This is a genomic window from Emcibacter sp. SYSU 3D8, from assembly GCF_039655875.1.
In the GTDB taxonomy this organism is placed as follows: Bacteria; Pseudomonadota; Alphaproteobacteria; order SMXS01; family SMXS01; genus RI-34.
This window is the reverse complement of record NZ_JBBYXK010000005.1, coordinates 34,195-60,596: the sequence shown is the minus strand read 5'-3', so window position 1 is coordinate 60,596 and position 26,402 is coordinate 34,195. Positions and strand designations below refer to the sequence as shown.

The 26,402-nt window shown below is 64.6% G+C and carries 23 protein-coding genes and 2 tRNA genes; 14 read left to right on the top strand and 11 right to left on the bottom strand.

Going from position 1 to position 26,402, the window contains the following annotated elements:
* Positions 1-2: 2 nt before the first annotated feature.
* Entirely contained in the window at positions 3-1,103 is a 1,101-nt protein-coding gene (gene lptG, locus WJU21_RS16285; RefSeq protein ID WP_346324518.1) for an LPS export ABC transporter permease LptG, read from the bottom strand.
* The gene (locus WJU21_RS16280) at positions 1,100-2,311 is read right to left on the bottom strand and encodes an LptF/LptG family permease (protein WP_346324517.1); all 1,212 of its coding nucleotides are present in this window, start codon (positions 2,309-2,311) and stop codon (positions 1,100-1,102) included. Before WJU21_RS16280 ends, lptG begins: the two co-directional genes overlap by 4 nt.
* A 212-nt stretch (positions 2,312-2,523) precedes the next feature.
* Here WJU21_RS16280 and WJU21_RS16275 point away from each other — a divergent pair, with 212 nt between their 5' ends.
* The 3 genes from WJU21_RS16275 to WJU21_RS16265 all read left to right on the top strand — a co-directional run bounded on the left by WJU21_RS16275 (position 2,524) and on the right by WJU21_RS16265 (position 5,100).
* Positions 2,524-3,099, top strand: coding sequence for a DUF2141 domain-containing protein (locus tag WJU21_RS16275; RefSeq protein WP_346324516.1), 576 nt, complete (start codon positions 2,524-2,526; stop codon positions 3,097-3,099).
* A gap of 79 nt (positions 3,100-3,178) precedes the next feature.
* Positions 3,179-4,147, top strand: a complete 969-nt coding sequence (locus tag WJU21_RS16270; protein WP_346324515.1) for a diacylglycerol kinase family protein — start codon at positions 3,179-3,181, stop codon at positions 4,145-4,147.
* Complete coding sequence (locus tag WJU21_RS16265; protein ID WP_346324514.1) at positions 4,144-5,100, top strand: hypothetical protein; 957 nt, start codon at positions 4,144-4,146, stop codon at positions 5,098-5,100. Before WJU21_RS16270 ends, WJU21_RS16265 begins: the two co-directional genes overlap by 4 nt.
* On the opposite strand, the gene WJU21_RS16260 is transcribed toward WJU21_RS16265, so the two are convergent.
* From WJU21_RS16260 to WJU21_RS16245, 4 genes are all read right to left on the bottom strand, one after another.
* Positions 5,097-6,302 carry an aminotransferase class I/II-fold pyridoxal phosphate-dependent enzyme gene (locus WJU21_RS16260; RefSeq protein WP_346324513.1) on the bottom strand — a complete coding sequence of 402 codons (1,206 nt, stop codon included), beginning with the start codon at positions 6,300-6,302 and terminating at the stop codon, positions 5,097-5,099. The genes WJU21_RS16265 and WJU21_RS16260 overlap by 4 nt on opposite strands.
* Positions 6,295-6,540 (bottom strand): acyl carrier protein, encoded by a 246-nt coding sequence (locus tag WJU21_RS16255; RefSeq protein WP_346324512.1) that lies wholly within the window; start codon positions 6,538-6,540, stop codon positions 6,295-6,297. The genes WJU21_RS16260 and WJU21_RS16255 overlap by 8 nt, the downstream gene beginning before the upstream one ends.
* Positions 6,541-6,616: 76 nt before the next feature.
* Positions 6,617-7,549 carry an SDR family NAD(P)-dependent oxidoreductase gene (locus tag WJU21_RS16250; RefSeq protein ID WP_346324511.1) on the bottom strand — a complete coding sequence of 311 codons (933 nt, stop codon included), beginning with the start codon at positions 7,547-7,549 and terminating at the stop codon, positions 6,617-6,619.
* Positions 7,550-7,553: 4 nt separating this feature from the next.
* On the bottom strand, positions 7,554-9,338 hold the full coding sequence (locus tag WJU21_RS16245; protein ID WP_346324510.1) for a fatty acyl-AMP ligase: 1,785 nt from the start codon (positions 9,336-9,338) through the stop codon (positions 7,554-7,556).
* A gap of 192 nt (positions 9,339-9,530) precedes the next feature.
* Between WJU21_RS16245 and WJU21_RS16240 the strand changes: the two genes are divergently transcribed.
* The 6 genes from WJU21_RS16240 (at position 9,531) to WJU21_RS16215 (ending at position 11,721) form a co-directional block, all read left to right on the top strand.
* On the top strand, positions 9,531-10,115 hold the full coding sequence (locus tag WJU21_RS16240) for a regulatory protein RecX (protein WP_346324509.1): 585 nt from the start codon (positions 9,531-9,533) through the stop codon (positions 10,113-10,115).
* A gap of 8 nt (positions 10,116-10,123) precedes the next feature.
* Positions 10,124-10,612: a DUF192 domain-containing protein gene (locus WJU21_RS16235; RefSeq protein ID WP_346324508.1), complete on the top strand. Its 489-nt coding sequence runs from the start codon at positions 10,124-10,126 to the stop codon at positions 10,610-10,612.
* A gap of 74 nt (positions 10,613-10,686) precedes the next feature.
* A tRNA-Pro gene (locus WJU21_RS16230) sits at positions 10,687-10,763 on the top strand.
* Between the two features lie 21 nt (positions 10,764-10,784).
* Entirely contained in the window at positions 10,785-11,087 is a 303-nt protein-coding gene (locus WJU21_RS16225; RefSeq protein ID WP_346324507.1) for an ETC complex I subunit, read from the top strand.
* Positions 11,088-11,095: 8 nt separating this feature from the next.
* Positions 11,096-11,172: transfer RNA gene (locus WJU21_RS16220), tRNA-Arg, on the top strand.
* An 18-nt stretch (positions 11,173-11,190) separates the two neighbouring features.
* The gene (locus WJU21_RS16215; protein ID WP_346324506.1) at positions 11,191-11,721 is read left to right on the top strand and encodes an ACT domain-containing protein; all 531 of its coding nucleotides are present in this window, start codon (positions 11,191-11,193) and stop codon (positions 11,719-11,721) included.
* A 70-nt stretch (positions 11,722-11,791) separates the two neighbouring features.
* Here WJU21_RS16215 and WJU21_RS16210 read toward each other — a convergent pair whose 3' ends face one another.
* Positions 11,792-12,409: an ABC transporter substrate-binding protein gene (locus WJU21_RS16210; protein ID WP_346324505.1), complete on the bottom strand. Its 618-nt coding sequence runs from the start codon at positions 12,407-12,409 to the stop codon at positions 11,792-11,794.
* A 252-nt stretch (positions 12,410-12,661) separates the two neighbouring features.
* Here WJU21_RS16210 and WJU21_RS16205 point away from each other — a divergent pair, with 252 nt between their 5' ends.
* The gene (locus WJU21_RS16205; protein WP_346324504.1) at positions 12,662-13,945 is read left to right on the top strand and encodes a hemolysin family protein; all 1,284 of its coding nucleotides are present in this window, start codon (positions 12,662-12,664) and stop codon (positions 13,943-13,945) included.
* A gap of 5 nt (positions 13,946-13,950) precedes the next feature.
* Here WJU21_RS16205 and WJU21_RS16200 read toward each other — a convergent pair whose 3' ends face one another.
* Complete coding sequence (locus tag WJU21_RS16200; protein ID WP_346324503.1) at positions 13,951-16,896, bottom strand: hypothetical protein; 2,946 nt, start codon at positions 16,894-16,896, stop codon at positions 13,951-13,953.
* Positions 16,897-17,124: 228 nt separating this feature from the next.
* On the opposite strand from WJU21_RS16200, the gene WJU21_RS16195 reads away from it, so the two are divergent.
* Positions 17,125-17,817: an NnrU family protein gene (locus WJU21_RS16195; protein ID WP_346324502.1), complete on the top strand. Its 693-nt coding sequence runs from the start codon at positions 17,125-17,127 to the stop codon at positions 17,815-17,817.
* Positions 17,818-17,823: 6 nt separating this feature from the next.
* Here the strand turns inward: WJU21_RS16195 and WJU21_RS16190 are convergent, their stop codons facing one another.
* Genes WJU21_RS16190 through WJU21_RS16180 form a run of 3 tightly spaced genes read right to left on the bottom strand, consistent with a single transcriptional unit; the run spans position 17,824 to position 21,381 of the window.
* The gene (locus tag WJU21_RS16190) at positions 17,824-19,293 is read right to left on the bottom strand and encodes a redoxin domain-containing protein (RefSeq protein ID WP_346324501.1); all 1,470 of its coding nucleotides are present in this window, start codon (positions 19,291-19,293) and stop codon (positions 17,824-17,826) included.
* Between the two features lie 34 nt (positions 19,294-19,327).
* Positions 19,328-20,503, bottom strand: a complete 1,176-nt coding sequence (locus tag WJU21_RS16185; protein ID WP_346324500.1) for a VWA domain-containing protein — start codon at positions 20,501-20,503, stop codon at positions 19,328-19,330.
* A 35-nt stretch (positions 20,504-20,538) separates the two neighbouring features.
* On the bottom strand, positions 20,539-21,381 hold the full coding sequence (locus WJU21_RS16180; RefSeq protein ID WP_346324499.1) for a MoxR family ATPase: 843 nt from the start codon (positions 21,379-21,381) through the stop codon (positions 20,539-20,541).
* A 520-nt stretch (positions 21,382-21,901) separates the two neighbouring features.
* Between WJU21_RS16180 and dksA the strand changes: the two genes are divergently transcribed.
* The 3 genes from dksA (at position 21,902) to alaS (ending at position 26,398) form a co-directional block, all read left to right on the top strand.
* A complete protein-coding gene (gene dksA / locus WJU21_RS16175; RefSeq protein WP_346324730.1) occupies positions 21,902-22,267 on the top strand; it encodes an RNA polymerase-binding protein DksA in 366 nt (121 codons plus the stop codon).
* A gap of 218 nt (positions 22,268-22,485) precedes the next feature.
* Positions 22,486-23,574, top strand: a complete 1,089-nt coding sequence (recA, locus tag WJU21_RS16170; protein WP_346324498.1) for a recombinase RecA — start codon at positions 22,486-22,488, stop codon at positions 23,572-23,574.
* Between the two features lie 163 nt (positions 23,575-23,737).
* Positions 23,738-26,398, top strand: a complete 2,661-nt coding sequence (gene alaS, locus WJU21_RS16165; RefSeq protein ID WP_346324497.1) for an alanine--tRNA ligase — start codon at positions 23,738-23,740, stop codon at positions 26,396-26,398.
* Positions 26,399-26,402 lie beyond the last annotated feature (4 nt).

The following is a 26,402-nucleotide window of genomic DNA, read 5'->3' as shown; positions in this document are numbered from 1 at the left end:
CGCTATGCCTCCGTGTAGAACAGCACGGACGTTCCCAGGAAGAAGAACAGGAACAGCGGCGTCCAGGCCGCGAGGACCGGCGGAATCGTGCCGAACTGACCCACGGCCAGCAGCAGATTGTCGACCACGAAATAGCTGAAGCCGAATGCCATGCCGCCGATCACCCGCAAGAACATGGTGCCCGAGCGCTGTGCGCCGAAGGCGGCCATGGCGCCCAGCAGCGGCATCAGGATGGTGCCGAGCGGTCCCGAAATCTTGTGGTGCAGCCAGGCGGTCAGCCGGTTGACGCTCATGCCTTCGCCCTTCAACTGGTCGACCGCCGTCGCCAGGCGTCCGATGGGCACGGTCTCGGGATCGATGGACAGGGCGCGAAACCGGGCCGGCGGGATCTTGGTGTCCCAGTTGAAGCGGGGCGTCGAGGTCACCTTCATTTCGTCGACGTCGAAGACGGTCACGTCGAACATGGTCCACTGGCCATTGGAATAGGCCGCGAAGTTGGCCGAGGTGATCTGTTTGATCCGGCCGTTGTCCAGCTTGTAGAGGGTGACCTTGTCCAGGATGGTGCCGTCGCGGGTCACCGCCTGCGCCCGCACCCGGGTGTCGCCCTCGATGGCCCAGGCGTCGGACTTGGAGGGTGGCAAGGTCGTGTCGCCAATGGCGAATCCGCTGGCGCGCCAGCGGTTGTACTCGTCATTGGACTGGGCGACGATGGTCTCGTTCATGGCGAAGTGGAAGACGGCGGCCACCGCGCAGACGCCCATCATCGGGAAGATGATTCTGAATGACGACAGGCCGCTCGACTGCATTACCGCCACCTCGCTGCTTTGCGCCAGGGTGGTGCAGGTGATCAGCGTGGCCAGCAGCGCCGAGAAGCCGATGACGTTCGATACCATCTGCGGAAACCGCAAAATGGTGAATCGCCAGATGGAATCCATGCCGGCGCCGGCGGGCTCGAGCACGTCGCCGCTCTGGGACAGCACGTCCAGCGCCTGCATGATCAAGGCGATGCCGAACAGCAGCACCAGAAACCGCACCAGAAACATCTTGGCGATGTATTCCAGCAGGACGGGGATCGACAGGCGGTGTTGCTGCAGTCTTGTCATGCCGGCTGGCCCTCTGTGCCGTCCTTCTTGCGCCGGAAGAAGCTGATCTTCTGTACCGAGCCGAGCAGCAGATCCCAGCCGTTCTCGATCCAGGCCAACGGCTTCACCCCGACCCGGAAGGCCGTCGTGTAGAAGAAGAATCCGGCCAGTCCGATGAAAACGACGAACGGGACGAAAAGATTGACCAATCCCGAGCCCTCACCGAGGCTCGCGGCTGCGGTGCCGAACTCCAGCGTCTTGTGCAGGGTCAGCAGCATGATGACGCCGACGACCAGTCCCAACTGCTTCTGTTGCCGTTTTGCTCCCACGCCAAGTCCCACCGCCATGAACGGCAGGACCAGGATGGTCAGCGAGCGCAGGATACGGTCGAAGAATGCCGACAGGAAGGTGCGCGACTCGCGTTGATCGGTGGTGGTGTGCGACTGCGACCAAAGTTCGTTCAGCGTCAACTCGCGTTCCTTGTTGCCGCGGGCGCGGAATTCGGCGATCTGTGGCATCTCGAATGGATAGTCGTGCTGGGTAAAGGTAAACACCCGCGGCGCGGGCTTGCGGGGTTCGACGTCGACGATCACGCCGTCCCGCAGGCGCATCAGGACCGTTCGGCCGTCTGGTGTCGCAAGGAACGAGCCTTGCTTGGCGGTGATCGTGGTGATGTGACCGTCGGGCCGCTCCTTCTGCGCGAAAATACCATCAAGGCGTTGTCCGCCGTCAAAAGCCTTTTCGATGCGCAGGGTAAATCCATCGCCCAGATAGCTGTACTCGCCCGGCCGGATGCTGGTGCCGAATGCGCCCGAGGTAAGGTCGAACAGCAGGCTCTGATAGGTGTAGAACGAACGCGGCTGAATGAAGCCCAGCAGCGCCAGATTGATCATCATCAGCACGCCGGACAGGGCGATGGGGCCGCGCATCAGCCGGAACAGGCTCAATCCGCCGCCCTGCAACGCCTCGAGCTCGCTGTTGTTGGTCAGCTTGCGGAAGGCGAGCAATACGCCCAGCAGAAAGCCGAGCGGCAGGGCCAGGCCGATATATTGCGGGATCAGGTTGCCCAGCATCTTGAACACCACGCCGACCGGACCGCCCTGATTGGCCACCAGGTCGAACAGGCGCAGCATCTTTTCGAGCAGCAGCAACATGGCCGACACGCCGACCGTCATCAGCAGCGGCGTCATCACCTGGCGCAGGATGTAGATGTCGACCTTCCTGAACACGGTCGGGCAATCCTTTCGGCAGATACGCATGGATATGGTGGACCCGGTGCCATGCGATCACGCGGCAGCGGGTTCAAGTAAAGAGTGCCACCCGTTGATTGCAAACGAATTCTGCAGTGAACATATCCAGCCCGAGGGCGTTCGGCCTAGGTTCATCCTCGCGCCATAGGATGGCGCACGCTATGACGATACTTGAGAACAGGAGACACGGTTTGGCTTCGACGTCGCGACCGCACCAACGGATCATCGCCATGCTGGCGGCTTGCGCCGCACTGGCGGCGGGGGCTGCGTACGCCGAGGACGATCAGCCGCATGCCCTGCCCGAGCGATTGCGGGGGCTGCCCCTTTCCGGCAAGGCGCTCGAATCCGTGGCAGAGCGCATTGATCCCTCGAAGCCGCTTGGCTGGTGCGACCCGGCCGACAAGGCGCCCCGAATCCGGGTCATCCTGCCCAATGTGCGCAATTCCAAGGGCAACATCAGGCTCAGTCTGCACGGTCCCGATCCGGACCAGTGGGTCGGCAAGAAGGGTGGCAAGCTCATCCGGTTCGATGTTCCGGCAAGCCAGGGCCGCATGGAAGCCTGCATGCCGTTGCCGAACGGCCGGGGAATCTACGCCGTGGGCCTCTATCATGACGAGAACGCCAACGGAAAATACGGTTTCGCCAGCGAAGGCTATGGTTTTTCCAACAACGCGAAGGCCGGCATGTTCGGTCCCGCGTCGCACAAGGACGCGGTGTTCACGACGGGTGACGGGACCACCGATCTCACCATCGACATCCGCTACTGACGCCTCCGTCTGTTGTCATTTGACCCGGAACCGATAGCTGCCTAAGTTCGCGCCTTTCCAGCCGCTTGGACAGGTTCCGGTGACATTCGAAGAAATCGGCATCGTCAGCAATCCGGGCAGTACCCGGATGAACAAGATGTTGCACGACTTCCGTCAGGTGGTCGGTGGATTTTCGGGTGTTGCGTACCGCGAACTCTCCAGTATCGACGACATGGAGCACATCCTGCGCGACTTTGCCGCGCAAGGTGTCCGGCTGGTCATCCTCAGCGGCGGTGACGGCACGCTCCAGCTCGGCGTGACGGCGCTGATGAACCATGGCATCTTCGACGAGCCGCCGGTGATCTGTATCTTGCCGGGGGGCCGCACCAACATGGTGGCCGAGGCGCTGGGCATGCATGGCACGCCCAGCGAGTGCCTGAGGGACGTGATCGAAGGAGCCCTCGGCGACCGGCTCAAGACCGTCGCCCTGCCGTTCATTCGCCTGCAGGTGACGCCGGGATCGGCGCCGGTCTATGGCGCGTTTTTCGGTGCGGCGACGGTGGTTCGGGGCATCGAGTTCACGCGACGGGTGATCTATCCGCTGGGCATGCCAAACTTCCTGGCGCATTCGCTTGCCATTGTCTGGTTGCTCGCGATGGCGGCATGGCCTTTCAAGAGCGCCCGATCGCCCATGCGGCGCGAGCCCATGCATGTCAATTTCGGCGACAGCACGCCCGAGCCCAAGGCCTATATGATCGTGCTGGTGACCACGCTGAATCGCCTCATTCTGGGCCTTTCGGCGGCTTCGGCGGTGGGTGAGGGCGCCTTGCGCTATACCAGCATCGAATACACCGTCTCGGCTGCGGCCCGTGCGGCCTGGACGTTCCTGTTCGGCCGGCCGTCGAGCAAGCTGGTACGCGGCCTGGTCCGCCGGCGCATGCACGGCGTCGAAATCCGCACCCCCAGCCCGGTGACCCTCGACGGTGAGTTTTTTGTTCCCGATCCGGCCCATCCGGTGAAACTGGAGGCGACGCCGCCATTCACCTTCGTCAGGCTGGAAGACGCATGACCAGCGAGGGCGAGGACTTCCGGCGTGTTGCAGACCGGGTCCTGGCCGAACTTTCCCAACCGATATTTCCGGCCGCCGAGGCCGCTTGCAGGGATCTTCTGGCTGCGCATCCGGGCGCTGCGGCCATCCTGTTCTACGGGTCCTGCCTGCGGTCAGGCGCGGACGACGACAAGATCCTGGATTTCTATGTGCTGGCCGACGACCTGGCCGAGGCGAATGGCAGCGCGCTGCTGGGCTTCTTCAATCGCGTCCTGCCACCGAATGTGTTCTACCGCGAAACGCCGTTCGAGGGCCGTATGGTGCGCACCAAATACGCGCTGATGTCGACCGAGGGCTTCGCCGAATCCATGCGGCTGGATTGCCTCAATCCCAGCTTCTGGGCCCGATTCGCCCAGCCCTGCGCGCTCGCCTGGGTCCGCGACCCGCGCACCGGCGGTCTTGTGGCCGATGCGGTGGCGCAGGCGGTGATTACCGCGGTATCCACGGTGGCTCCGGTCCATCCATCGCCGTTCACACCCGACGAATTGTGGTCGCACGTATTCCAGATGACCTATGCGGCCGAATTTCGGTCGGAAAACGCCGCCACCAAGGGCGGGGAGATTTTCCGAGAATACCCGGACCGCTACCGCGAGTTGGCGGTGCCGGCCATGCGGGCAAGCGGCATCGAGGTGAGCGTTGACGAACACGGCTTCCTGCGCACCGCCGTGCCGGCCTCCCGTGCGAGACAGGAAATCGGCCGGTGGCGCACACGGCGGCTGCAGGGCAAGACGCTCAGCCTGCTGCGGCTGATCAAGGGCGCGTTCACCTTCACCGGCGGGCTCGATTACCTGGCCTGGAAAATGCGCCGCCATTCCGGTGTCGACATCAAGATCAAGCCGTGGCACCGCCGCCATCCGATTATCGGCGGACTGGTGCTGATCCGGAAGGCGCGGCGCAAGGGCGGCTTTCGCTAGGCGGCAGGCTTGCTCAGGATGCTGTTGGACCGCGCCAGGCGCTCGAACGTATCCACGATGGTGCTCACCTGCTCCTCGGTATGCGCTGCGCTGAGGCTGCAACGAAGCAGGTTCAGGCCTTGCGGCGTTGCCGGCGGCATGGCCAGGTTGACGTAGACGCCGTTGTTGAGCAGTTGCTCCCACAGCCTGACCGTCATGTCGCGGTCGTCGATCTTCACGGCAACCACCGGACTGGGCGCGGCGCCCAGGTTGAATCCGGCGCGCGTCAGACCCTCATGGAGCTGCCGGGCGTTGCGCCACAGCTTTTCCCGGTGTTGCGGTTCCGACCCCAGAATTTCAACCGCCTTCAGTGCCGATGCGACCACCGACGGTGGCAGCGACGCGGTGAACATGTAGGGGCGGGCGGCCAGCCGCAGAATCTCGAACTTGGGATGGTTCGAGACGCAATAGCCGCCGATGGTGCCCACGCTCTTGCTGAACGTGCCGACCATGAACTCCACGTCGTGCATGACGCCGGCTTCCTGCGCCACGCCGCAGCCGGTCTCTCCGAACACGCCGATGGAATGGGCCTCGTCGACCATCAGCGCGGCGCCATGCCGGTTCTTGACCTCGACCAGTTCCTTCATGGGCGCCTTGTCGCCCAGCATGGAATAGAGACCTTCCACGACGATCAGCACATTCGAGCCGGTCCCGAGCCGGCGCAGGCGCTTGTCCAGGTCGTCCGGATCGTTGTGCTTGAAGCGGACGATGGTGGCGTCCGACATCTTGCAGGCGTCGTATATGCTGGCATGGCTGTCGGCGTCGATAACGATGACGTCGTCCTTGCCGGCCAGGGTGCCGATGCTTGCCATGTTGGCAAGGAAGCCGGTGCTGAACACCATGCAGTGCTCGGTGCCGTAGAGCTTGGCGATGGCGGCTTCAAGCGCCTTGTGGCCGGAATAGGTGCCGTTGAGCACCCGCGATCCGGTGGTGCCCGTACCGGCTTTATCGAGCGCCTCGTGCGCCGCCTGGATGCAGCGCGGGTCGAAGGTCAGCCCCAGGTAGTTGTTGGTGCCGGCGAGGATCGTCCGCTTGCCCTTGATCACCGCCTCGGTGGGCGAAATGATCTGCTCCATGACCACGTCGATGGGGCTGGCATGTTCGAAATTCAGGGCTTCACGGGCCCGGATCATGCCGTCGAACTTGTCGAACAGATCAGCCATTCTTCTTCTCGATCAGCCCGTTCACCGCATCGGCAACCTGGCCGACGGTTTCCAGATCGGGCAACAGGTTCAGCGGAATGATGATGTCGAAGTGGTCTTCCATCTCTGCGACGAAATCCATCACGGTCAGGGAATCCCACTCCAGGTCGGTGGCGAACGTGGTTGACGGCGTCACGGCCACGCCTTTGCGGTTGAGGGGCGCGATCAGGGTAACGATCTCGTCAAGCGCGTTGCTCATGAAGGGCGGCCTGCCTGCAATTGTCCGGAGCGCGCGTTATAACACCGGGCGGAATGAAGCCCAACCCGCGATTGGCTCAGGGAAGGTCGCCATGCGCCTCATACCAGGCGCGGGTCTCGGGCAGACCGCGCGCCGCCGGAATCGCCGCCCGCCAGCCCGCGTCGGCCAGCACCGTGTCGCGGCAGACCCAGTCCACATGGGTCAATTCTCGCGCCTTGCCGGGCGTCAGCATGGGGACGGTGCCGGAAATGGTGCTGGCGAGCCAGATCGCGCCGCCCACCACCTGCAGGAGGCCGCCGGGAAGAAAGATCGGGTGGTGAAAGTCTGGCCGGCCGTCGATCATCGCCAGGACCTCGCGTATGGCATAGCCCTTGGGCTCTCCGTCATGGACCTCGGCGATCCGTGCGGAGATGCCCGGCAGGTCGATGGCGGCGACAAGGGCGGCCGCGAGGTCTGCCACGTGGACGAGGGATGTGCGGTGCGCCGTGCCGCCCGGCAGGAACGGACGGCGCTCACGCGCGGCCTTGAAGAATACCAGTGTCTCGCGGTCGCCGGGCCCATAGACGGCGGGCGGACGCAGGATAGTCCAGTCCAGCGCCGGCGCCGACCGGACCAGAACCTCGGCCGCGGCCTTGCTGGCCGCATAGCCGGACAGGGCCGGCTCGCGGGCGGCGAGGGACGACAGGTGAATGAACCGCGCCGGACGGCCGTCCAGCGCCGCGATCAGGCGCGCGGTGCCGCCCTTGTTGATATCGAAGAACTCGGTCCGGCGCCGTGCCTTGATCAGCCCGGCTACATGGATGACAGCGTCAGCGCCGGCAACCAGCGTAGAGAGCGCGGTCTCGTCGGTCAGGTCGCCGGGAATCCATGTCACGCCGTCACGGGCAGGCTGGTCGCGGCGCGCCAGCGCGGAGACCCGGAAACCCTGCTGCAGCAATTCCTCAAGCACCGCCGTGCCGACAAAGCCGGTCGCACCGGTCAGCGCGACGTGTCTGTCGGCGCCGGTCATGGGCTCACTCCCCCGCGGCGGCGGCTTTCAGCGGCGCGGCGTCTTCCCAGGGATAGGGATCGCTGCCCTCGAGCGGCTCCAGCAGGCCGGACATGTAGTTGGCGCGGGCCTTCACCCGGCTCAGCTTGCCCGACGAGGTACGCGGCAGGCTGCGCGGCTTGACCATCGCCACACGGCAGGCGATGCCCACTTCCTTCTGGACGCGGCGCTTGACCTCGCCGACCAGCTTGCGCCGTTCTTCCAGTTCGCTGACCCGTGGCTGTACCAGGATCATGGCGACTTCCTCGTTGTCACGGCCGGGGACAGAAATGGCGGCGCTGTCGCCCGAACGCAGGCCTTCGATCTGTTCGACGGTCCATTCGATATCCTGCGGCCAGTGGTTGCGGCCATTGAGGATGATCAGGTCCTTGGCGCGGCCGACAATGTAGAGCGACCGGCCGACCATGTAGCCCATGTCGCCCGTATCCAGCCAGCCGGCCTCGTCCAGCACGTTGCGGGTGCCTTCAGGGTCGTTGAAATAGCCCGACATGACCGACGGACCGCGCACATATATCTGACCAACGCCGCGATCGCTTAGCGAATCGCCGTTTTCGTCACGAATCACGATGTCGTATTCCGGCATCGGGATGCCGCAATTCACGACCTCCCGGATCTTCGCCTTGTCGCTGGTGGGCGCAACCGCACGGTGCTCGAGCGAAAGCAGGCTTTCGTCGACAACATCCACCTCGATGCCGCGCTCGAGCGGCATGAAGCTCACGGCGAGGGTGCATTCGGCCAGCCCGTAGCTGGACAGGAACGCCTTGTCGTTGAATCCGGCGGGGGCGAATGTCCGGCTGAATTCACGCATGGAATCGGCGCGGATCATTTCGGCGCCCAGGCCAGCGACGCGCCACGACCGCAGATCCAGCTCGGCGACCTGCTCGGGTTTGACCCGGCGGGCGCACAATTCGTATCCGAAGGTCGGGCTGTAAGTGACGGTCGCCTTGTTGCGGCTGATCAGCTCAAGCCACAGCAGCGGACGGCGCGCGAAGAATTCGGTAGGCAGATAATCGGCGGTTACCTGGACGGCCACCAGCGTCAGCATGGCGCCCACCAGGCCCATGTCATGGTAGAACGGCAGCCACGACATCATCCTGTCGCCGTCGCGCACCTCGATACCGTGCACGCCGTTGCCATGGCAGTTGGACATCACCGACGCCTGGGTCACGGCCACGCCATGCGGGAAGCGGGTGCTGCCCGACGAATATTGCAGGTAGCAGATATCGTTGCGCGCCTGCGGACGCAGCTCCGGATTGCCCTCGGGCAGTGTCGCCAATTCCTCGCTGGTCATGACCAACGCCATCTCGAGCCCTTCCGTGGCCTGAGCCAGCAGCTCCGACATGCCGGTTGGCGCGATGGCGGCGGCGGCGTGGCAGCTCGTCATCTGCTTGCCCAGCTGTTCGACATAGCCGTCCTTGCCGCCAAACGATGTCGGCAGCGGCAATGGCACGGGCAGCAGGCCGGCATACTGGCAGCCAAAGAACGCGACGATGAAGTCGGGGGTCGTATCGGCGATCAGCGCCACACGGCAGCCGCGCTCAAGACCGGCGGTGATCAGCTGCCGGGCCGTGATCAACGCCCGTTCGCGCAGTTCCGCGAAGCTCAGGACATCGACAAGGTCGCCGCGCGCCGAATAGAAATTGAAGCCCCTGATGCCGCGCGCGGCATAATCCAGCGCGTCGAGCAAAGTGGCAAAGTCGGCCATGCGCCTGGGCAGGCCGGGGTCATCCGTCGGTAATGGTGTCAGCATATGCGGCTGTATCGGTCTTCCCTGGTCCGTCGTATCGGGCTAAACGGAGCGCCTTCGTCCGAAAACTCAAGTCCTTCCCGCCGTTTTCACCTTCGTCTCCGAGGGGCGAAAGCCTAGCTCACTTTTGAGCGCAGCGGGTTCAAAAATTTGCCATACTTGGTCCCCGGTGGGGCAAGGGCGCCGGTTATTAAGGTGAAACCGCTGGAAAGGCAAGAGTCCAGGAAGCAAGACCGTCCTGCGTCGGGTGCGAAAAACCGCGCCGGAACGCGCCGCCCGGCCGACGAAGCCTATCTGGAGCGCGCCGCGGCGCATTATCTCGCCCGCTTCGCCTCCAGCGTTGGCAATTTCAAGGATGTGCTGTGGCGCAAGGTCGAGCGCCGGGGTCTCGCCGATGGCGTGGAAAAGGCGACGGCGCAGGAATGGATCGACCGTATCGCCGAGCGGTTCGTCGCGCTTGGCCTTCTGAACGACGAGGTCTTTGCCCATGCGCGCGCCGGATCGCTGCTTCGGCGCGGCAAGCCGCGGCGGGTGATCCGCGCGGCACTGGTGGCCAAGGGTGTGACGGCCGAAATGGCCTCCGACGCGGTCGAGGCGCTGTCCAGCCAGTCTGACGATCCTGATCTCGACGCGGCCGTCGCCTTCGCCCGTCGCAAGCGGCTGGGCCCTTACGGCCCGACAGATGTCACCGAGGAGCGCCACCACAAGCAACTGGCCGCTTTCGCCCGGGCGGGATTCTCCTACCAGCTCGCACGGCGCGTGCTCCGGGGTGAACCGTGAGCGGAGCCATGGGTTTTCGGGCTGCGGCTGTTTGCATGATGCTGCTGGCCTGGACCGGCATGGCCGCGGCGTTTCAGCCGGATCCGCCGGAGATGGGCACGGCCCAGACCCTGCCGCTGGCGCCGCTGACGGTCGAGACCCGGAAGGGGCGCGTGGCGCTGCAGGTGCAGGTTGCGGATACCGACACGACTCGCCAGACCGGATTGATGTACCGAACGTCCATGCCCGAGCGGGAGGGCATGCTGTTCATCTTCCCGCACGTGCATCCGGTGGCGTTCTGGATGAAGAATACGATTCTTCCGCTCGACATCATCTTCGTCGATGCTGCGGGCAGGATCATGAACATCGCCGCCGGCACCACGCCCTTTTCGCTGCGGCCGATTACGTCGGATGGCCCCACGAAAGCCGTCCTGGAACTCAATGCCGGCGCCAGCGCCCGTCTCGGTATCGGCGTGGGCGACCGGGTTGTCTTCGAGCCGTTGGTCCGGTTGCCCTAGCCGCTTCGTCGGAGAGCCGTGCTCGCGGCCTTGAGGCGGCGGTGCAGTTCGTGTATCTCCTCGCATGGATTTCTCGGGGTGTAGCTCAGCCTGGTAGAGTGCCTGCTTTGGGAGCAGGATGTCGTCGGTTCGAATCCGGCCACCCCGACCAGGAAAACGCAGGACGACGGACATGCAGGCAAAGATCTACAAGCCGGCCAAGAACGCCATGCAGTCGGGCTGGGCGAACACACGCAAATGGCTGCTGGTGTACGAACCGCAGCGCCCCAAGCGCATCGACGATCTGATGGGCTATACCAGTTCGGACGATACATCGCGCCAGGTTCGCCTGAGCTTCGATACCCAGGAAGAGGCGGTCGCCTATGCCGAGAAGCACGGCCTTTCCTACCAGGTGCAGGAGCCGCATGTGCGCCAGCTGAGAATCAAGGCCTACGCCGACAACTTCAAGTACACGCGGCAGACCCGGTCTGCCTGACCATCAAGGGCCCCGTAGCTCAACTGGATAGAGCACCTGCCTTCTAAGCAGGATGTTGCGTGTTCGAGTCACGCCGGGGTCGCCACGATCGGAGGGGAGAGCGATGGCCAAGAGCCAGATTGCCTATGTGTCGATGACCGGCCCCGACCGGATTGGCCTGATCTCGGCGGTCACCGCCCGGCTGTTCGACCTGGGCGCCAACCTTGCCGACACCAACTTCGCCGTGCTGGGCACGGGTTTCGAATTCAACGCGGTATGCGACGTGCCGGCGGATGTGGGCCTGGAGGCGATCGCCGCCGACTTGCGCGCGCTCCCGCAACTCGACGGCGCCGACGTGTCCGTGGCGCCGTTCACCCATGCGGCCGTACCGGCTGAAAATGCCCGTATTACCCATGTGATCGATGTTGTCGGCGGTGATCGCCCCGGCCTGATCGCCCGGCTGACCGAGGCATTCCAGGACTATGACGCCAATATTGTCCGGATGAGTTCGGCGCGGCTGCCCGGCAGCGGCGCCGACGCCGATTATGTAACCCGTTTCGAGGTTTACATCCCGGAACGCGCCGAAGCCTGCCTGGCGGCCATCGACAATTCGGCCCGGCAGCTGTTCTGCAGCTGCCGCTGGCAGGACGCCTGATTTCCACCGTCTCGCCGCCTTTGACGGAAGCTTTTCCGTCGCGGCGGGCGACTGCGGGGCAACCGCCAGCCTAGAGCGCGCCGGCCGACTGCGCCTTCATGACCTCGATCTTGTTCTTCATGGCATCGAGCAGGCCGGACATGCCCCGCTGCTGGACGATGCCGCCGAATTCCTCGCGGGTGGTGATCAGCATGCTGATGCCCTCGATCTTCACGTCGATGATCTTCAGGCCGCTATCCATGGGGCGCACCTGCCAGTCCATGCGGATCGGTTCGCCCTTGCCGACAACGTCGCTCGAGACAATGGTGTCGTCCTTCGGCCCTTTGGTGGTGCCGGTGACCTTGAGCGCCTCCTGCTCGAAGCGGGCGAGGCGCGAGGTGATGGTGCGCAGCATGTAGTCGCGGAAAATGGTCTGGTATTGCTGGCGCTCGGCTTCGGTCGCCGTCCGCCAGTACCGCGCCAGCACCTGCCTGCCGAGGAATTCGACATCCATGCCGGCGCCCATCAACTTGCGGAACTGTGCGTCGCGCGCCGCGCCCCTCGTCTGGGACCTCAGCAGATCGATCGTGTCGTCGGCCAGCTTCTGCACAAACAGTGCTGCCGGGTCAGAACTCTGCGCGGCAGCGGGCAGGGCGGGCAGCGCCAGCACTGTCACGAGTACCAGAACCAGGCCTCTGAGGGTCTTCATTATGTCGTTTCTCCGCTATGTCGGCATCGTCTGGGAACCAGTGATAACAGTTAGGAGTGCGAACCGCATCGTCCAATCCCGACGGTGCGCCGGACGGGAACGCCACCCTGCCGCAGGGTGTTCCGAAGGCGTAATGCGGCGCGATTCTCGCTTTTCTGCCGTCTATCCGTTACATCATCCGGGAGGCCCATAATTGCGGGCAGTCCCAACTGGGGTCATTGCGAGCCAATGTTGTATTTCGAGCTACTCTTTGTGCTGCTTCTGACGGTGATCAACGGCGTCCTTTCCATGTCGGAACTGGCGGTCGTTTCTTCCCGCAGCGTCCGGCTGAAAGACCAGGCCAGCCGGGGCAACAGGGGCGCGCGCGCCGCGCTGAAACTGATCGAGGAGCCGAGCCGGTTCCTCTCGAGTGTCCAGATCGGCATCACCCTGGTGGGTATCCTGGCCGGCACCGTCTCCGGCGCCACGCTGGCGGCGCGCCTCGGCATCTGGCTCAACCAGTACAAGGTGATCGAGGGCCATGGTGACACCGCCGCCATGATCATTGTGGTGTCTGGCATCACCTATGTGACGCTGGTGTTGGGCGAGTTGGTGCCCAAGCGCATCGCCATGGCGAATGCCGAGCGGATCGCGGTGGTGGTATCGCGCCCGATGCAGATCGTCGCCCGGGTCGCGGCGCCGGCCGTCTGGCTGCTCAAGGGATCGACCGACTTCATCCTTCGCCTCGTCGGGCTGGCCCATGAGAGGCAATCGGCGATCACCGAAGACGAGGTCAAGACGCTGATCGCCGAGGGTACCCGCGAAGGCATTTTCGTGCCGCGCGAGAAGGAGATGATCGAGGGCGTGCTGCGCCTTGCCGACCGTTCGGTGATGGCGATCATGACGCCGCGCGTGGACGTGGCCTGGATCGACGTGGATGCCGGGCCCGAGGGCATCCTGCGGGCCATCGAGGAGCACCGCCATTCGCGCCTGCTGGTCTGCGAGGGTGTGGTCGACAAGCCGGTCGGCTTCCTGCAGACCAAGGACCTGCTGCCCCTCGCGCTGCGCGGTCAGCATTTCGATCTCCGGGAAGTCATGACGTCGCCGCTGGTGGTGCCCGACCGTACGCCCGTGCTGGCGCTGCTGGAGCGGTTCCAGCGCGAGGGTGTGCATATCGGCGTGGTGATCGACGAATATTCCAGTCTCGAGGGCGTGGTCAGCGTCACCGATGTGCTCGAGGCCATTGCCGGCGATCTGCCCGAGCGGGGCGAGGAAGGCTCGGCCATGCTGGTGAAGCGGGATGACGGTTCGTGGCTGGTCGACGGCACCATGCCGGTGGACGAATTCGAGGACCGCACCAATATCCGCAAGCTGCGCGGCAAGGGCGATTTCCATACGATCGCAGGCTTTGCGATCTACGAGCTGGGGCACCTGCCGTCGCCCGGCGAGCACTTTACCTTTGCGCGGCACCGTTTCGAGGTGATCGACATGGATGGCTTGCGCGTCGACAAGCTGCTGGTCATGCCCCTGATGCCCGACGAACCGGACATCGACTAGGGCGGTCAGTTCAGCCGATTGATGGCCCGCGCCAGCACGACATAGAGCTTGCCCATGTCCGACGACAGCAGCGACGCCGACAGGGTGTCGGTATGTTCGCTGTCCATGGCCTGGTGCATCAGACCCTCGAAGTGGGCGATGAAGCGCATCACGTTCTCGCGGAAGGCCGGCTCGGTCTCGAACCGGGCGGTGATCGTCCGGTTCCAGTCCGACTTGCCGGACTTCACGATGTGCCGGGCAAACGCCTGGGTGTCGCCATCGCGGTACTGACGCCATACCTTCTGCGGAATCTCCGCCTCCATCAGGCGGTTCAGATCGATCGACAGCGTGCCCAGCGTCTCCATGACCTTGCTGGCGGTACGCGCGAACGCCGCGCCGGTCGCCTTGCGCTCGAGGTCCTCCATGGACGACAGGCGCTGACCCAGGCTTTCGGCAAGGGCCAGCAGCCGGTCGGCGCGGTCGCGGACGGCTTCGTCGGTTTGCCCGACCCGGTCCCTGGCCTGCACGGCGGCGCTGGATAGCTCGCGCGCGCCGTCGATGAGGGCGTCGGCGCGGGCCCGGAATTGCTCTGCCTCGCGGGCGAAGTCGGCGATGCGGGCCGCGTTGGTCTCCAGCACTTCGCCGGTCCGGGCCACGCTGCCTGCGGCGGCGTCCGCGGCCTCCCGGACCTGCCGGCTGCGCTCGTCGAAACTTTCCGCCGAGCGGCCGATCTGTCCGGCGGCATCACCGGCTACGGAGCTGAGGCGCTGCCCGGCCGCGTCTATGGCGTCTCCAGCCGCATTCATGCGCGCCAGCGTGCTGCCGCTCGCCGCCTGCGCGTCCGCGTCGCGTTGTGTCAGAACCTCGCCCAGCCGCTCCAGCCGCTTTGTGGCGGTTTCGCTGTTTTCACCCAGAGCGGCCGTGTGCTGGCCGATGCCGGCGGAGGCGGCGGCCAGTTCGCGCAGCCCGTCCGCCGACGCGGCCTGCAATTGCCTGATCTGCTCCAGCATGTCGGCGGTGGCGTCGGTGATGCGTCCGCGCGTGCCCTCGCTCGCCTCGGTCAGGCTTGCCGCCGCGGCGCCCAGTGCCGACTCGACCTGTTTGGCCTCGGCCAGCGTGTCCTGCATTACTTTGGAGATGGCGCCTGAGCCGCTGGAGACGGATTCGTCCAGCGTCCGCGACTTCTCGGCGATCTCGTCAGCCATCTCCCGCAGCATGCTGACGGCGCCGTCCACGGTCTGGCGCAACGACGAGATGCTGGTTTCGGTCTGCCCGATGGTGCCCGAGAACCGGTCTGTCTCGGCGGCGAATTCGTCGCCGAGGGTTTTGGTCCGGGCCGCGGCATTATCGGCCGCGGCTTCCAGCTGGCCGATCTGGTCAGCCAGCAGTTCCCGTGCCTTGTCCAGTGAACCGGCAGCGGCGGCCGAGGCCGTCTCCACGTCGCCCGATGCCTGCCCGAGGGCTTGCCGAAGGGCTTCGGCACGGTTCATGGCGGCGTCCACGGAGCGGGACATCGCGGCCGTGTCTTCCGCTACTTTCTCCCCCATGGACCGGGATGCCCCGGCGATGCCGTTGGCAGCGCCGGTGGCGGCTTTCTCGATTTCGGCGGCGCGGTCGCGGAACGAGTCCGCCGAGCGGGCCGCCAGTTCCGCGGCCGCCGCGGCGGCGGATTGCCATTCGGCTGTGATCTGCTGGGCGTTCTGGCGCACCCGCTCGCCGGACTGGTCCATGAAACTGGTCGCTTCGCCGCTGCGCGCCTGCAACGAGGCGGCAAGCGACACGAAACGGTTGCCGGCGTCGTCGATCTTGCTGACGGCATCGCCGATGCCGTTGTTGAGGCCCTGCAGGGCTTCTGCGGACAGGTTCTTCATGAACTCGGCCTGCAGGGTGAAATGGTCGGCGGTCTGGGCGATCAATGCCCTGGTTTCCTCGGCAAGTCCGTTCAGGCGCTTGCCATGGGCGGCGACTGTCTGTTCGATCCGCTCCGTCCGCTCCTGGGTCCGGTCGCCGGCTTCCTCGATAGCGGCGACTTCCTTGCGCGCCAGTTCGGTGATGCCGCGCATTTTCGCCGCCAGCGCATCGCCGACCGCCATCATGGCCTGGGCCTGACGTTCATAGCCCTGGTTGATTTCGTCGATTTGCCGGGCCGCGTTGCTGGTCGCCGCGTCGAGCCGGCCGACGATTGCCATGTAGGTCTCGCTGATCTCATCGGTGCGCTGCGCGGCGCGCTCGGCGGCATTCAGCAGATTTTCGGAGCGGGTGGCGAGGGCGGCCTCGGCCGAGCGGGTGTTCTCCAGCGATTGGCTGGAGATGCGTGAGAGAGTCTCGGCTGCACCGGCGATGGCGGTCTCGATGTCGCCGGCGCGCTGGCGCAGGGCCTCGAGCGCGCCGTCGAGCGCTGTCGCCTGCGCCGTCAGGGCGGTACCAGCCTGGACGCTGCCCGCGTCGACGCTGGCCGAGGCCTGGGCCAGCGCCTCCATCTGGCGCTGCAACACCCGTTCCATGTCCTCGGCCCGGTGCCGCGCCATGTCGCTGGCCCCGGCCAGTTCGGCCGCCTGCGCTTTCAGGCTGTGGACGAGGCCGGCGACCCGCTGCTGGGCGTCGTCGCCGGGATAGGTCATGGCGACAAGACTGTCATTCATCAGCCGGCTGGTGTGGTTCAACACCCGCATCTGGGTCAGGCTGATCGCCAGCAGCCAGACGGCCATGACAGGCAGGATGGCGGCCATGCCGTAAAGGATGCCGTGCTCGATGCCCGGATAGGGCGGGACATCGAGCCTCGTCAGCAGGTAGGCCGCGCACAGGATCAGCCAGACCGCCGAGACGGCAGCAGCGCCCCACAGCAGCGAACGCGCTGGGGCAGGAGGCGGAGGTGGAGGGGGAGAAGGCGCAACGGCGCGGGCCGCGCTGGACGCGGCTAGCTGCTCCTGGACCGTTCGTACGTTCGCCGCATCGGCGTCGAGCTGCGCCACTCATCCTCCATCGCGTCCGTGACGCGATTTTCCCCCAACACCGCCTGCCGGTCAATCGGCAAAGTCTAATGATTTCCGATACTCAGCGGCACTTCTGGCGACAGGTTGTTAGCATTGCGGCGCTGGCGTATTCTGCTGTCCGTCCACCGCAGCCTGTCATATTCGGGTGCAACGGCTGGCGGCAAGGACATAATTGTTTTTCGCCAGAGTCGCCACGGGGAGATTGCCATGACCAGTCTGATCGCCGCCTGCGCCTTGTTCCTGCTGATCCATTCGCTGATTTCGGGGACGGGCCTGCGCGCCACGATTACCGACGCTATCGGCGAGAAGACCTATCGGGGTATTTTCAGTCTGGTATCGCTGGGCGCCATCGTCTGGATGGCGATGAGCTACAATGCGGTATCGGAAACCGGCTCCCGGTATCTCTGGAACCTGGGCAATGCCGGGCATGGCATCGCCCTGTTGCTGGTGTTCCTGGGGCTGATGTTCGCGGTTATCGGGGTGGCGACAAAGAATCCGACGGCCATGCAGCAGGAAGGCCTGCTGGCCGCCGACGATCCGGCAACCGGTATTGTCCGCATTACCCGCCACCCGTTCCTGGTCGGCGTCGTCCTGTGGGCCGCCGCGCACCTGCTGGCCAATGGCGATCTGGGCTCGTTGATCTTCTTCGGCACATTTCTGCTGGTGTCGCTGATCGGCATGCCCAACATTGATGCCAAGCGTGCAAGACGTGATCCCGAAGGCTGGGCCAGGTTCGCGGCCAGAACATCGCGGACGCCATTCGCGGCGATCCTGAAGGGACGCAATTCCCTGAAGGTCGCTGAAATCGGATGGCCGAAAATCCTGGCGGGCCTGATCGTTTACGCCGCGATCCTATATTTTCACGGCTGGATATTCGGCGTGGATGTGCTGCACCGCTAATCCCTTTCAGGCAGCCCAGGTCCGATAGGTGCGGTTTTCGGGGTGATAGACCAGCACCCGGTGGTTGTTGGTGTCGACCAGGAAGATGCGGCCATCCTCGGCGACGGTGACGCCAGCCGGTTCCGCGGCGGGGATGCACAGGGTATCGGTGCAGGTATAGGTGCCGTCGTCCAGGTCGCTTACCTCGCCCGCCGCCAGATCGAGCACCCGGATGGCGCCGTTGTAGCTGTCGGCGACGATGGGGCTGCCATCGCCCAGCAAATCGATGCCCAGGGCGTGTTGCAGCCTGGCCTCGGCGAACGGGCCGTTGACGTGACCGAACTCGAACAGGCCGGCGCCCACCAGGGTTGAGACCATGCGCGGCTCTCGCAGGCCCACCGCCCGGATCGACGAGGTCTCGCTGTCGGCGAAATAGAGGGTGCCGTGATCGGGGCTGATCGCCAGGCCGCTTGGCTGGGCAAGGGCGGCCTCCAGTGCCGGACCGTCGGCGATGTCCTCGGCGCCGCTGCCCGCGATCGGCTGGATCGTGGACCCTGACAGGTCGAGCACGCCGAGCTGATGGGTTCCGGCATTGGCGAAATAGACCGCGTCGCCGGCGAGCACCAGGTCCCACGGCGAGGCGAGGGCGGTCTTGGCGGCGTCTTCCAAGCCGCCGAGGATCATGCCGCGCTGGCCGGTGCCGGCCAGCGTCTCGACGGTGCCCGTATCCATGTCGATCCGGCGGAGCGCATGGTTGCCGGTGTCGGCCACGTAGATCACAGCCTCGCCGCAGGCAAGGCCCTGCGGCGCGCTGAACGAGGCATCCTCGGCGGTGCCGTCGTCGAAGCCGTTTGCGCCCGAACCGAAGCGTCTGACGATTTCGCCGTCCTCGTCCAGCAGCGCGATCTGGTTATGGCCTGAATCGGCCAGCGCCCATAGCGCCGTGCCCGGGATTCTGCGCATCTTGCCGGGAAACGACAGCGCGCCCGCGGGCCGGGGCTCGGGCGCCAGCGCCAGCAACGATGGCCGAAGCTGGTCGGCGCCAGCCGCCTGCTGCAGCAGGTCGGCCACGAAACGCAGCAGCTTGTCGCGCGACGGCTCGCCGGATGTCTGGCCCAGCACGGTGCCGTCGGGCGCCAGGAACACGATGGTCGGCCACGCCCGCACCGCATATTGCTGCCACAGCACGTGCTCCGGATCCTGGATGACCGGATGGGTGATGCCGTATCGGGCAATGGCCTGGCGCAGATTCGCGCTGTCCTTTTCCGCCTCGAACTTGGGCGAATGGACGCCGATCACGACCACCTCTTCCGGGAATGCCTCCTCGAGGATCGCCAGGGTAGGCAAAACGTGGATGCAGTTGATGCAGCAGAACGTCCAGAAATCCAGCAGGACGATCTTGCCTTCCAGATCCTTGAGCGACAGCGGCCGCTCGACGTTGAACCATTCCAGACCCGGACGGTCGATCTCCGGCGCGCGCACCTTGCCCTTGAGCATCGCGGGCTCTCCTTCCAGACGGGAAATGACGGTTCTAGCGGCTCAGTGCCTTCATCGCGTTTTCCAGACCCGCAAGGGTCATGGGGAACATGCGGTGGCCCATGATCTGCTTCATCAGGCGGATCGACGGCGAGGTTTCCCAATAGCCTTCCGGCACCGGATTGAGCCAGACCGCCTTGTGATAGACGTCGAGCACCCGATGCATCCAGACCTCGCCGGATTCCTCGTTCCAATGCTCCACCGAGCCGCCGGGATGGACGATCTCGTAGGGGCTCATGGTGGCGTCGCCGACGAAGATGACCTTGTAGTCGTGCGGATAGGTATGCAGCACCTGGAAGGTGTTGAGCTTGTCGGCGCGGCGGCGGACGTTGTCCTGCCACACTTCCTCGTACACGCAATTGTGGAAGTAGAAATATTCCATGTTCTTGAACTCGGACCGGGCGGCCGAGAACAGCTCCTGGCACACCTTGATATGCGGGTCCATGGAGCCGCCGACGTCGAAGAACAGCAGCACTTTCACGTTGTTGTGCCGCTCGGGCACCATCTTCAGGTCGAGATAGCCGGCGTTCTTGGCCGTGGCGCGGATGGTATCGGGCAGGTCCAGTTCCTCGGCATTGCCCTCGCGCGCCCAGCGGCGCAGGCGGCGCAGCGCGACCTTGATGTTGCGGGTGCCGAGTTCCAGCGAATCATCGAGATTCTTGAACTCGCGCTTGTCCCAGACCTTGACCGCCTTCTGGTTGCGGCTTTCCTTCTGGCCGATGCGCACGCCCGCCGGATTGTAGCCGTAGGCGCCGTAAGGCGAGGTGCCCGACGTGCCGATCCACTTGTTGCCGCCCTCGTGCCGCGCCTTCTGCTCTTCCATGCGCTTCTTGAGGGTTTCCATGAGCTCGTCCCAGTCCATGGCCTCGAGCGCGGCCTTCTCCTCCTCGGAGAAGAATTTCTCGACCAGCTGCTTCAGCCAATCCTCGGGAATGTCGATCTTTTCGGCATCGGCGCTGAACTCGATACCCTCGAAACACCTGCCGAACACCCGGTCGAACTTGTCGAGGTTCTTCTCGTCCTTCACCAGGCAAGCCCGGGACAGATAATAGAAGTCCTCGACCTTGTAGTCGGCCACGCCCTTGTCGAGCGCCTCCATCAGGGTGAGGTATTCCCGCAGGGTGACGGGAATCTTCGCTTCCTTGAGCTCGTAGAAGAAGTTGGTGAACATGACGGTTGGTTCCGGTTGATGCCGTTTCCTTCTAACTAGCTCTGGCGACGGCTGAGGAAAGCGAGGCGCTCGAACAGATGCACGTCCTGCTCGTTCTTCAGCAGCGCGCCGTGCAGCGGTGGGATAAGCTTGTTGGGATCGCGCTCGCGCAGCATCTCGGGGGTCATGTCCTCGGCCATCAGCAGCTTGAGCCAGTCGAGCAGCTCGGACGTGGAGGGCTTCTTCTTCAGGCCCGGCACATCGCGGATTTCATAGAAGATTCGCAGCGCCTCGCTGACCAGTTTCTTCTGGATGTCGGGGAAGTGGACGTCGATGATTTCCTTCATCGTGTCCGGGTCCGGGAACTGGATGTAGTGGAAGAAGCAGCGGCGCAGGAAGGCGTCGGGCAGCTCTTTCTCGTTGTTCGAGGTGATGATCACGATCGGCCGGTTGACGGCGATGACTCGCTCCTGGGTCTCGTAGACGAAGAACTCCATGCGATCGAGCTCGAGCAGCAGATCGTTCGGAAACTCGATGTCGGCCTTGTCGATCTCGTCGATCAGCAGCACCGGCGAGTCATCGCCCGTGAAGGCTTCCCACAATTTGCCCTTGATGATGTAGTTGGAGATGTCGTGCACCTTGGCGTCGCCCAGCTGGCTGTCGCGCAGGCGGGACACGGCGTCGTATTCGTACAGGCCCTGCTGCGCCTTGGTGGTCGACTTGATGTGCCACTGGATCAGGGGCTTGTTCAGCGCCTTCGCCACTTCGATGGCCAGCACCGTCTTGCCGGTACCCGGTTCGCCCTTGATCAGCAGCGGGCGCTGCAGGGTGATCGCCGCATTCACCGCCACCTTCAGATCCTGGGTGGCGATGTAGCTGTCGGTGCCTTTGAATTTCATGGACTCGTTTCCAGATGAAAGCTGTTGTTGCCCCGCAAATTAGGCGTGCGTGCTGGGGGGATCAAGAAATAAGGACCGACCCGTCCCAGAAGCCGCTGGGCAGGGCTGCAATCGGTCCGTGCCGTTTTGCAGGCGCGATGCCGTGAAGCCATTCAATCCTTGTCCGTATTTTTGGCCGTACCGCGCGCCGGAAAACTACTCTTGCGGTAACATGGACCGATTACAAACCGTCGGTGTCCGCGCTCTGCGTGGATGCCTGGAAACCGCGCGGCCGCAGCCGGGGAGGGGAGTGTCAAGGTGCAAAAATTGCATGTCTATCCCGAAAGAAGTCGTAAAAGCGGTTGCAGGGCTTTTTGACGTTGAGTATATGTCTGGCCGCTTGAAAAGCCTCATCAACTGCATGGGCGGGTTAGACCACGTGGACAAGGTTGTGGATCAAAAAGACTCTCCGGTCTCTGGTCACAAGGCCAACGGCATAAAGCTTCCCGAAGGCTATGCGCCTTCATCCGACGAAGAATTCATGAATCCCACCCAGCTGGCGTACTTCAAAAAGAAGCTGCTGGACTGGAAGGCGGAAATACTCCGCGAGAGCCGTGAGACGCTGGACCATCTCCAGGAAGGCGGCATCCAGGAACCCGATCTCGCCGACCGCGCCTCCACCGAGACCGACTGGTCGCTGGAGCTGCGCACCCGTGATCGCCAGCGCAAGCTGATTTCCAAGATCGATGCGGCATTGCGGCGGGTCGACACCGGCGAATACGGCTATTGCGAAGTCACCGGAGAACCCATCGGCCTGAAGCGGCTGGAGGCGCGGCCGGTTGCCACCATGACGCTCGAGGCGCAGGAAGCCCACGAGCGCAAGGAGCGCGTGCACCGAGACGACTGACGCCTTGGGGAGAGGTAAAGGTCAGAAAGGCCGGTCCCAGGACCGGCCTTTCCTTTTTGGCGCCGGCGGATGGCGCCGTCCCGGACATAGCGAGAACAAACTGAAATTCATCAATGCGGTTCAGTCAGTTACAAATTGCTTGCCGAAACGGAACAAAACAGGTACATATCCCTCGTTGAATAGCCTGCGGGCGTATGGAATAACAAGGGGACAAAGCCATGTCGGCCAATCTTCAGCTCATCAATCGGGACACCATGGACAAGCAGAAAGCTCTGGACGCGGCGCTGAGCCAGATCGAACGCGCGTTTGGCAAAGGGTCGGTGATGAAGCTGGGGCAGAAGGAAGCCTCGGTCGACGTCGAGGCTGTTCCGACCGGCTCGCTGGGACTCGATATTGCGCTCGGCATCGGCGGCCTGCCCAAAGGCCGTATCATCGAGATTTACGGCCCGGAAAGTTCGGGCAAGACCACGCTGGCGCTGCATGTGGTGGCCGAAGTGCAAAAGCGCGGCGGCATCGCGGCGTTCATCGACGCCGAGCACGCGCTCGATCCCAATTATGCGCGCAAGCTGGGCTGCGACGTGCCCGAGCTGCTGATTTCCCAGCCCGATACGGGCGAGCAGGCGCTCGAGATCGCCGACACGCTGGTGCGGTCGGGCGCGGTGGGCGTGCTGGTCATCGACAGTGTGGCCGCGCTGACACCGCGCGCCGAACTGGAAGGCGAGATGGGTGATTCGCATGTGGGCCTGCAGGCGCGGCTGATGAGCCAGGCGCTGCGCAAGCTGACCGGGTCGATATCGCGCTCGAACTGCATGGTCATCTTCATCAACCAGATTCGCATGAAGATCGGCGTCATGTTCGGCAGCCCCGAGACCACCACCGGCGGCAACGCCCTGAAGTTCTACGCGTCGGTCCGCCTCGATATCCGCCGTATCGGCCAGATCAAGGACAAGGAAGAGGTGGTCGGCAACCAGACCCGGGTGAAGGTGGTCAAGAACAAGGTGGCGCCGCCGTTCCGCACCGTCGAGTTCGACATCATGTACGGCGAGGGTATTTCCAAGATGGGCGAGTTGGTCGATCTGGGCGTCAAGGCCGGTATCGTCGAGAAATCCGGTTCATGGTTTTCCTATGATTCGACGCGGATCGGCCAGGGCCGCGAGAACGCCAAGGAGTTCCTGCGAAACAATCCGGCCATGGCCGAATCCATCGAGAAGGCCGTCCGGGCCAATGCAGGCATCATCGCCGAGGCCATCACCGGCGGGCCGGATGCGGATTCGGACGCGGGAGACGACGAGGACGGCTCGCTCTAGGGCTCTATCGCATTATCTCAGGGCGGCCGGCACGATCCTCGTGCCGGCCGTTTCGTTTCCATCGGCGCAGCTTTGCGCCGGTGCGCTGGACAGGCTTAAGGCCAGACGCTAAAAGCGAAACGCCCGGCAAAAGCCGGTTCTGGGGCAAGGGGATTGGACTGACGTGAAGAGCGCCAACGAGATCAGGCGGGCATTTCTGGATTTCTTTGCACGCCACGGCCACACCGCCGTGCCGTCGGCGCCGCTCGTGCCGCACAATGACCCGACCCTGATGTTCACCAATGCCGGCATGGTGCCGTTCAAGAACGTGTTCACCGGCAACGAGACGCGCGACTATGTCCGCGCGGCGTCCAGCCAGAAATGTGTCCGCGCCGGCGGCAAGCACAACGACCTGGACAATGTGGGCTATACGGCGCGCCACCACACCTTCTTCGAGATGCTCGGCAATTTCTCGTTCGGCGACTATTTCAAGCCCGAGGCCATCGAATTCGCCTGGAACCTGCTGACGCAGGACTTCGCCATCGACCCGAAGCGGCTGACCGTCACCGTCTATCACGAGGACGAGGAAGCCGCCGCCCTGTGGCGAAAGATCGCCGGCCTGTCCGACGACCGCATCATCCGCATCGCGACCTCGGACAATTTCTGGTCCATGGGCGATACCGGCCCGTGCGGGCCGTGTTCGGAGATCTTCTACGATCACGGCGCGCATATTGCCGGTGGCCCGCCCGGTTCGCCGGACGAGAACGGTGACCGGTTCGTCGAGATATGGAACCTGGTGTTCATGCAGTTCGAGCAGGTCACGCCGGACAAGCGCATTGCGCTGCCCAGGCCCAGCATCGACACGGGAGCCGGCCTCGAGCGCGTCACCGCCGTGCTGCAGGGCGTGCACGACAATTACGACACCGACCTGCTGCGCGTGCTGATCGAGGCCTCGGCCGAGGCGACCGGCACCGATCCCGACGGCGCCCAGAAAGTCTCGCACCGGGTGATCGCCGACCATCTGCGCGCCTGTTCGTTCCTGGTGGCGGATGGCGTGCTGCCATCCAATGAAGGCCGGGGTTACGTGCTGCGCCGGATCATGCGGCGCGCCATGCGCCATGCCCATATGCTGGGCGCCCAGGATCCGCTGATGTACCGGCTGGTGCCGGCGCTTACCCTGGAAATGGGGCAGGCCTATCCCGAACTGAACCGCGCCGAAGCGCTGATCAGCGAGACGTTCCGGCTGGAGGAGACTCGTTTCCGGGTCACGCTGGAGCGCGGCCTGCGGCTGCTCGACGACGAGTTGAACCGGCTGCCGTCCGGCGCGCAACTGCCCGGCGAGGTGGCGTTCAAGCTGTACGATACCTATGGCTTCCCGCTGGACCTGACCGAGGACGCGCTGCGCGCCATGGGCCGCACGGTCGAACATGATGGCTTCAAGGCGGCCATGGCCCGGCAGCGGGCCGAGGCGCGCAAGGCCTGGGCCGGTTCAGGCGAGACGGCGACCGAGGCCCTGTGGTTCGAGATCCGTGAGGAGCATGGCGCGACCGAATTCCTCGGTTACGATGCCACCGACGCCGATGGCAAGATCGTCGCCATCATCCGGGATGGCCAGCTTGTCGATACGGCCGAGCCGGGCCAGGAGGTGGCCATCGTCACCAACCAGACGCCGTTCTACGGCGAATCCGGCGGCCAGATGGGCGATACCGGGTCGCTTGCCGGCGATGTCGGCACGGTCGAGATCACCGATACCCGCAAGATGCTCGGTGCGCTACACGCGCATATGGGCAAGGTCCATGCCGGCCCGGTCAGGGTCGGCGACGTGGTGCAGATGCATGTGGACGTCGAACGCCGCGACCGGCTGCGCGCCAATCATTCGGCCACCCATCTGGCGCATGAGGCGTTGCGGCAGGTGCTGGGCGCCCACGTCACCCAGAAGGGCTCGCTGGTCGCGCCCGAGCGGCTGCGCTTCGATATCTCGCACCAGGCGCCGCTGACGCCCGAACAGATCGCGCTGGTCGAGGACAAGGTCAACCGTCAGGTCCGCCGGAATGTGGAAGTGACGACCAGGCTGATGACGCCCGACGAAGCGGTGGAAGCCGGTGCGCTGGCCCTGTTCGGCGAGAAGTACGGCGACGAGGTGAGGGTTGTCGGCATGGGCCTGGGCGAGGAACCGTCGCGCCCGAGCTATTCGGTCGAGCTGTGCGGCGGCACCCATGTTCGGCGCACTGGCGATATCGGCCTGTTCAAGATCGTCGGCCAGGGCGCCGTGTCCGCCGGCGTCAGGCGCATCGAGGCGATGACCGGTGCGGGCGCGGTCGAGTATGTCAATGAGCAGGAGCGTCTGCTGACCCAGGCGGCCATGGCGGTGAAGGCCGCGCCGGCCGAGTTGCCCGAGCGCATCACTGCGCTGATCGCGGACCGGCGGCGGTTGGAGCGGGAGCTTGCCGATGCCAAGAAGGCGCTGGCCATGGGCGGCGGCGGGGCGCGCGCGGCGGATGACGATATCCGCGCGGTCGGTTCGGTGAAGATGCTGGCCCGCGTGCTTGAAGGCGTGTCGGCCAAGGATTTGCGGGGCCTGATCGACGACGCGAAGAAATCACTGGGCTCGGGCGTCGCGGCATTCGTTGCCGTGGCCGATGGCAAGGCGTCTGTCGCGGTGGGCGTCACCGACGATCTGACGGCGCGTGTCAGTGCCGTCGACCTGGTGCGCGCCGGCGCCGAGGCGCTGGGCGGCAAGGGCGGCGGTGGCCGTCCCGACATGGCCCAGGCGGGCGGCCCGGACACCGGGAAGGCGCAGGATGCGCTTGCCGCTATCGAGGCCGCCGTGGCGGCGGCGGCGTAAGGCC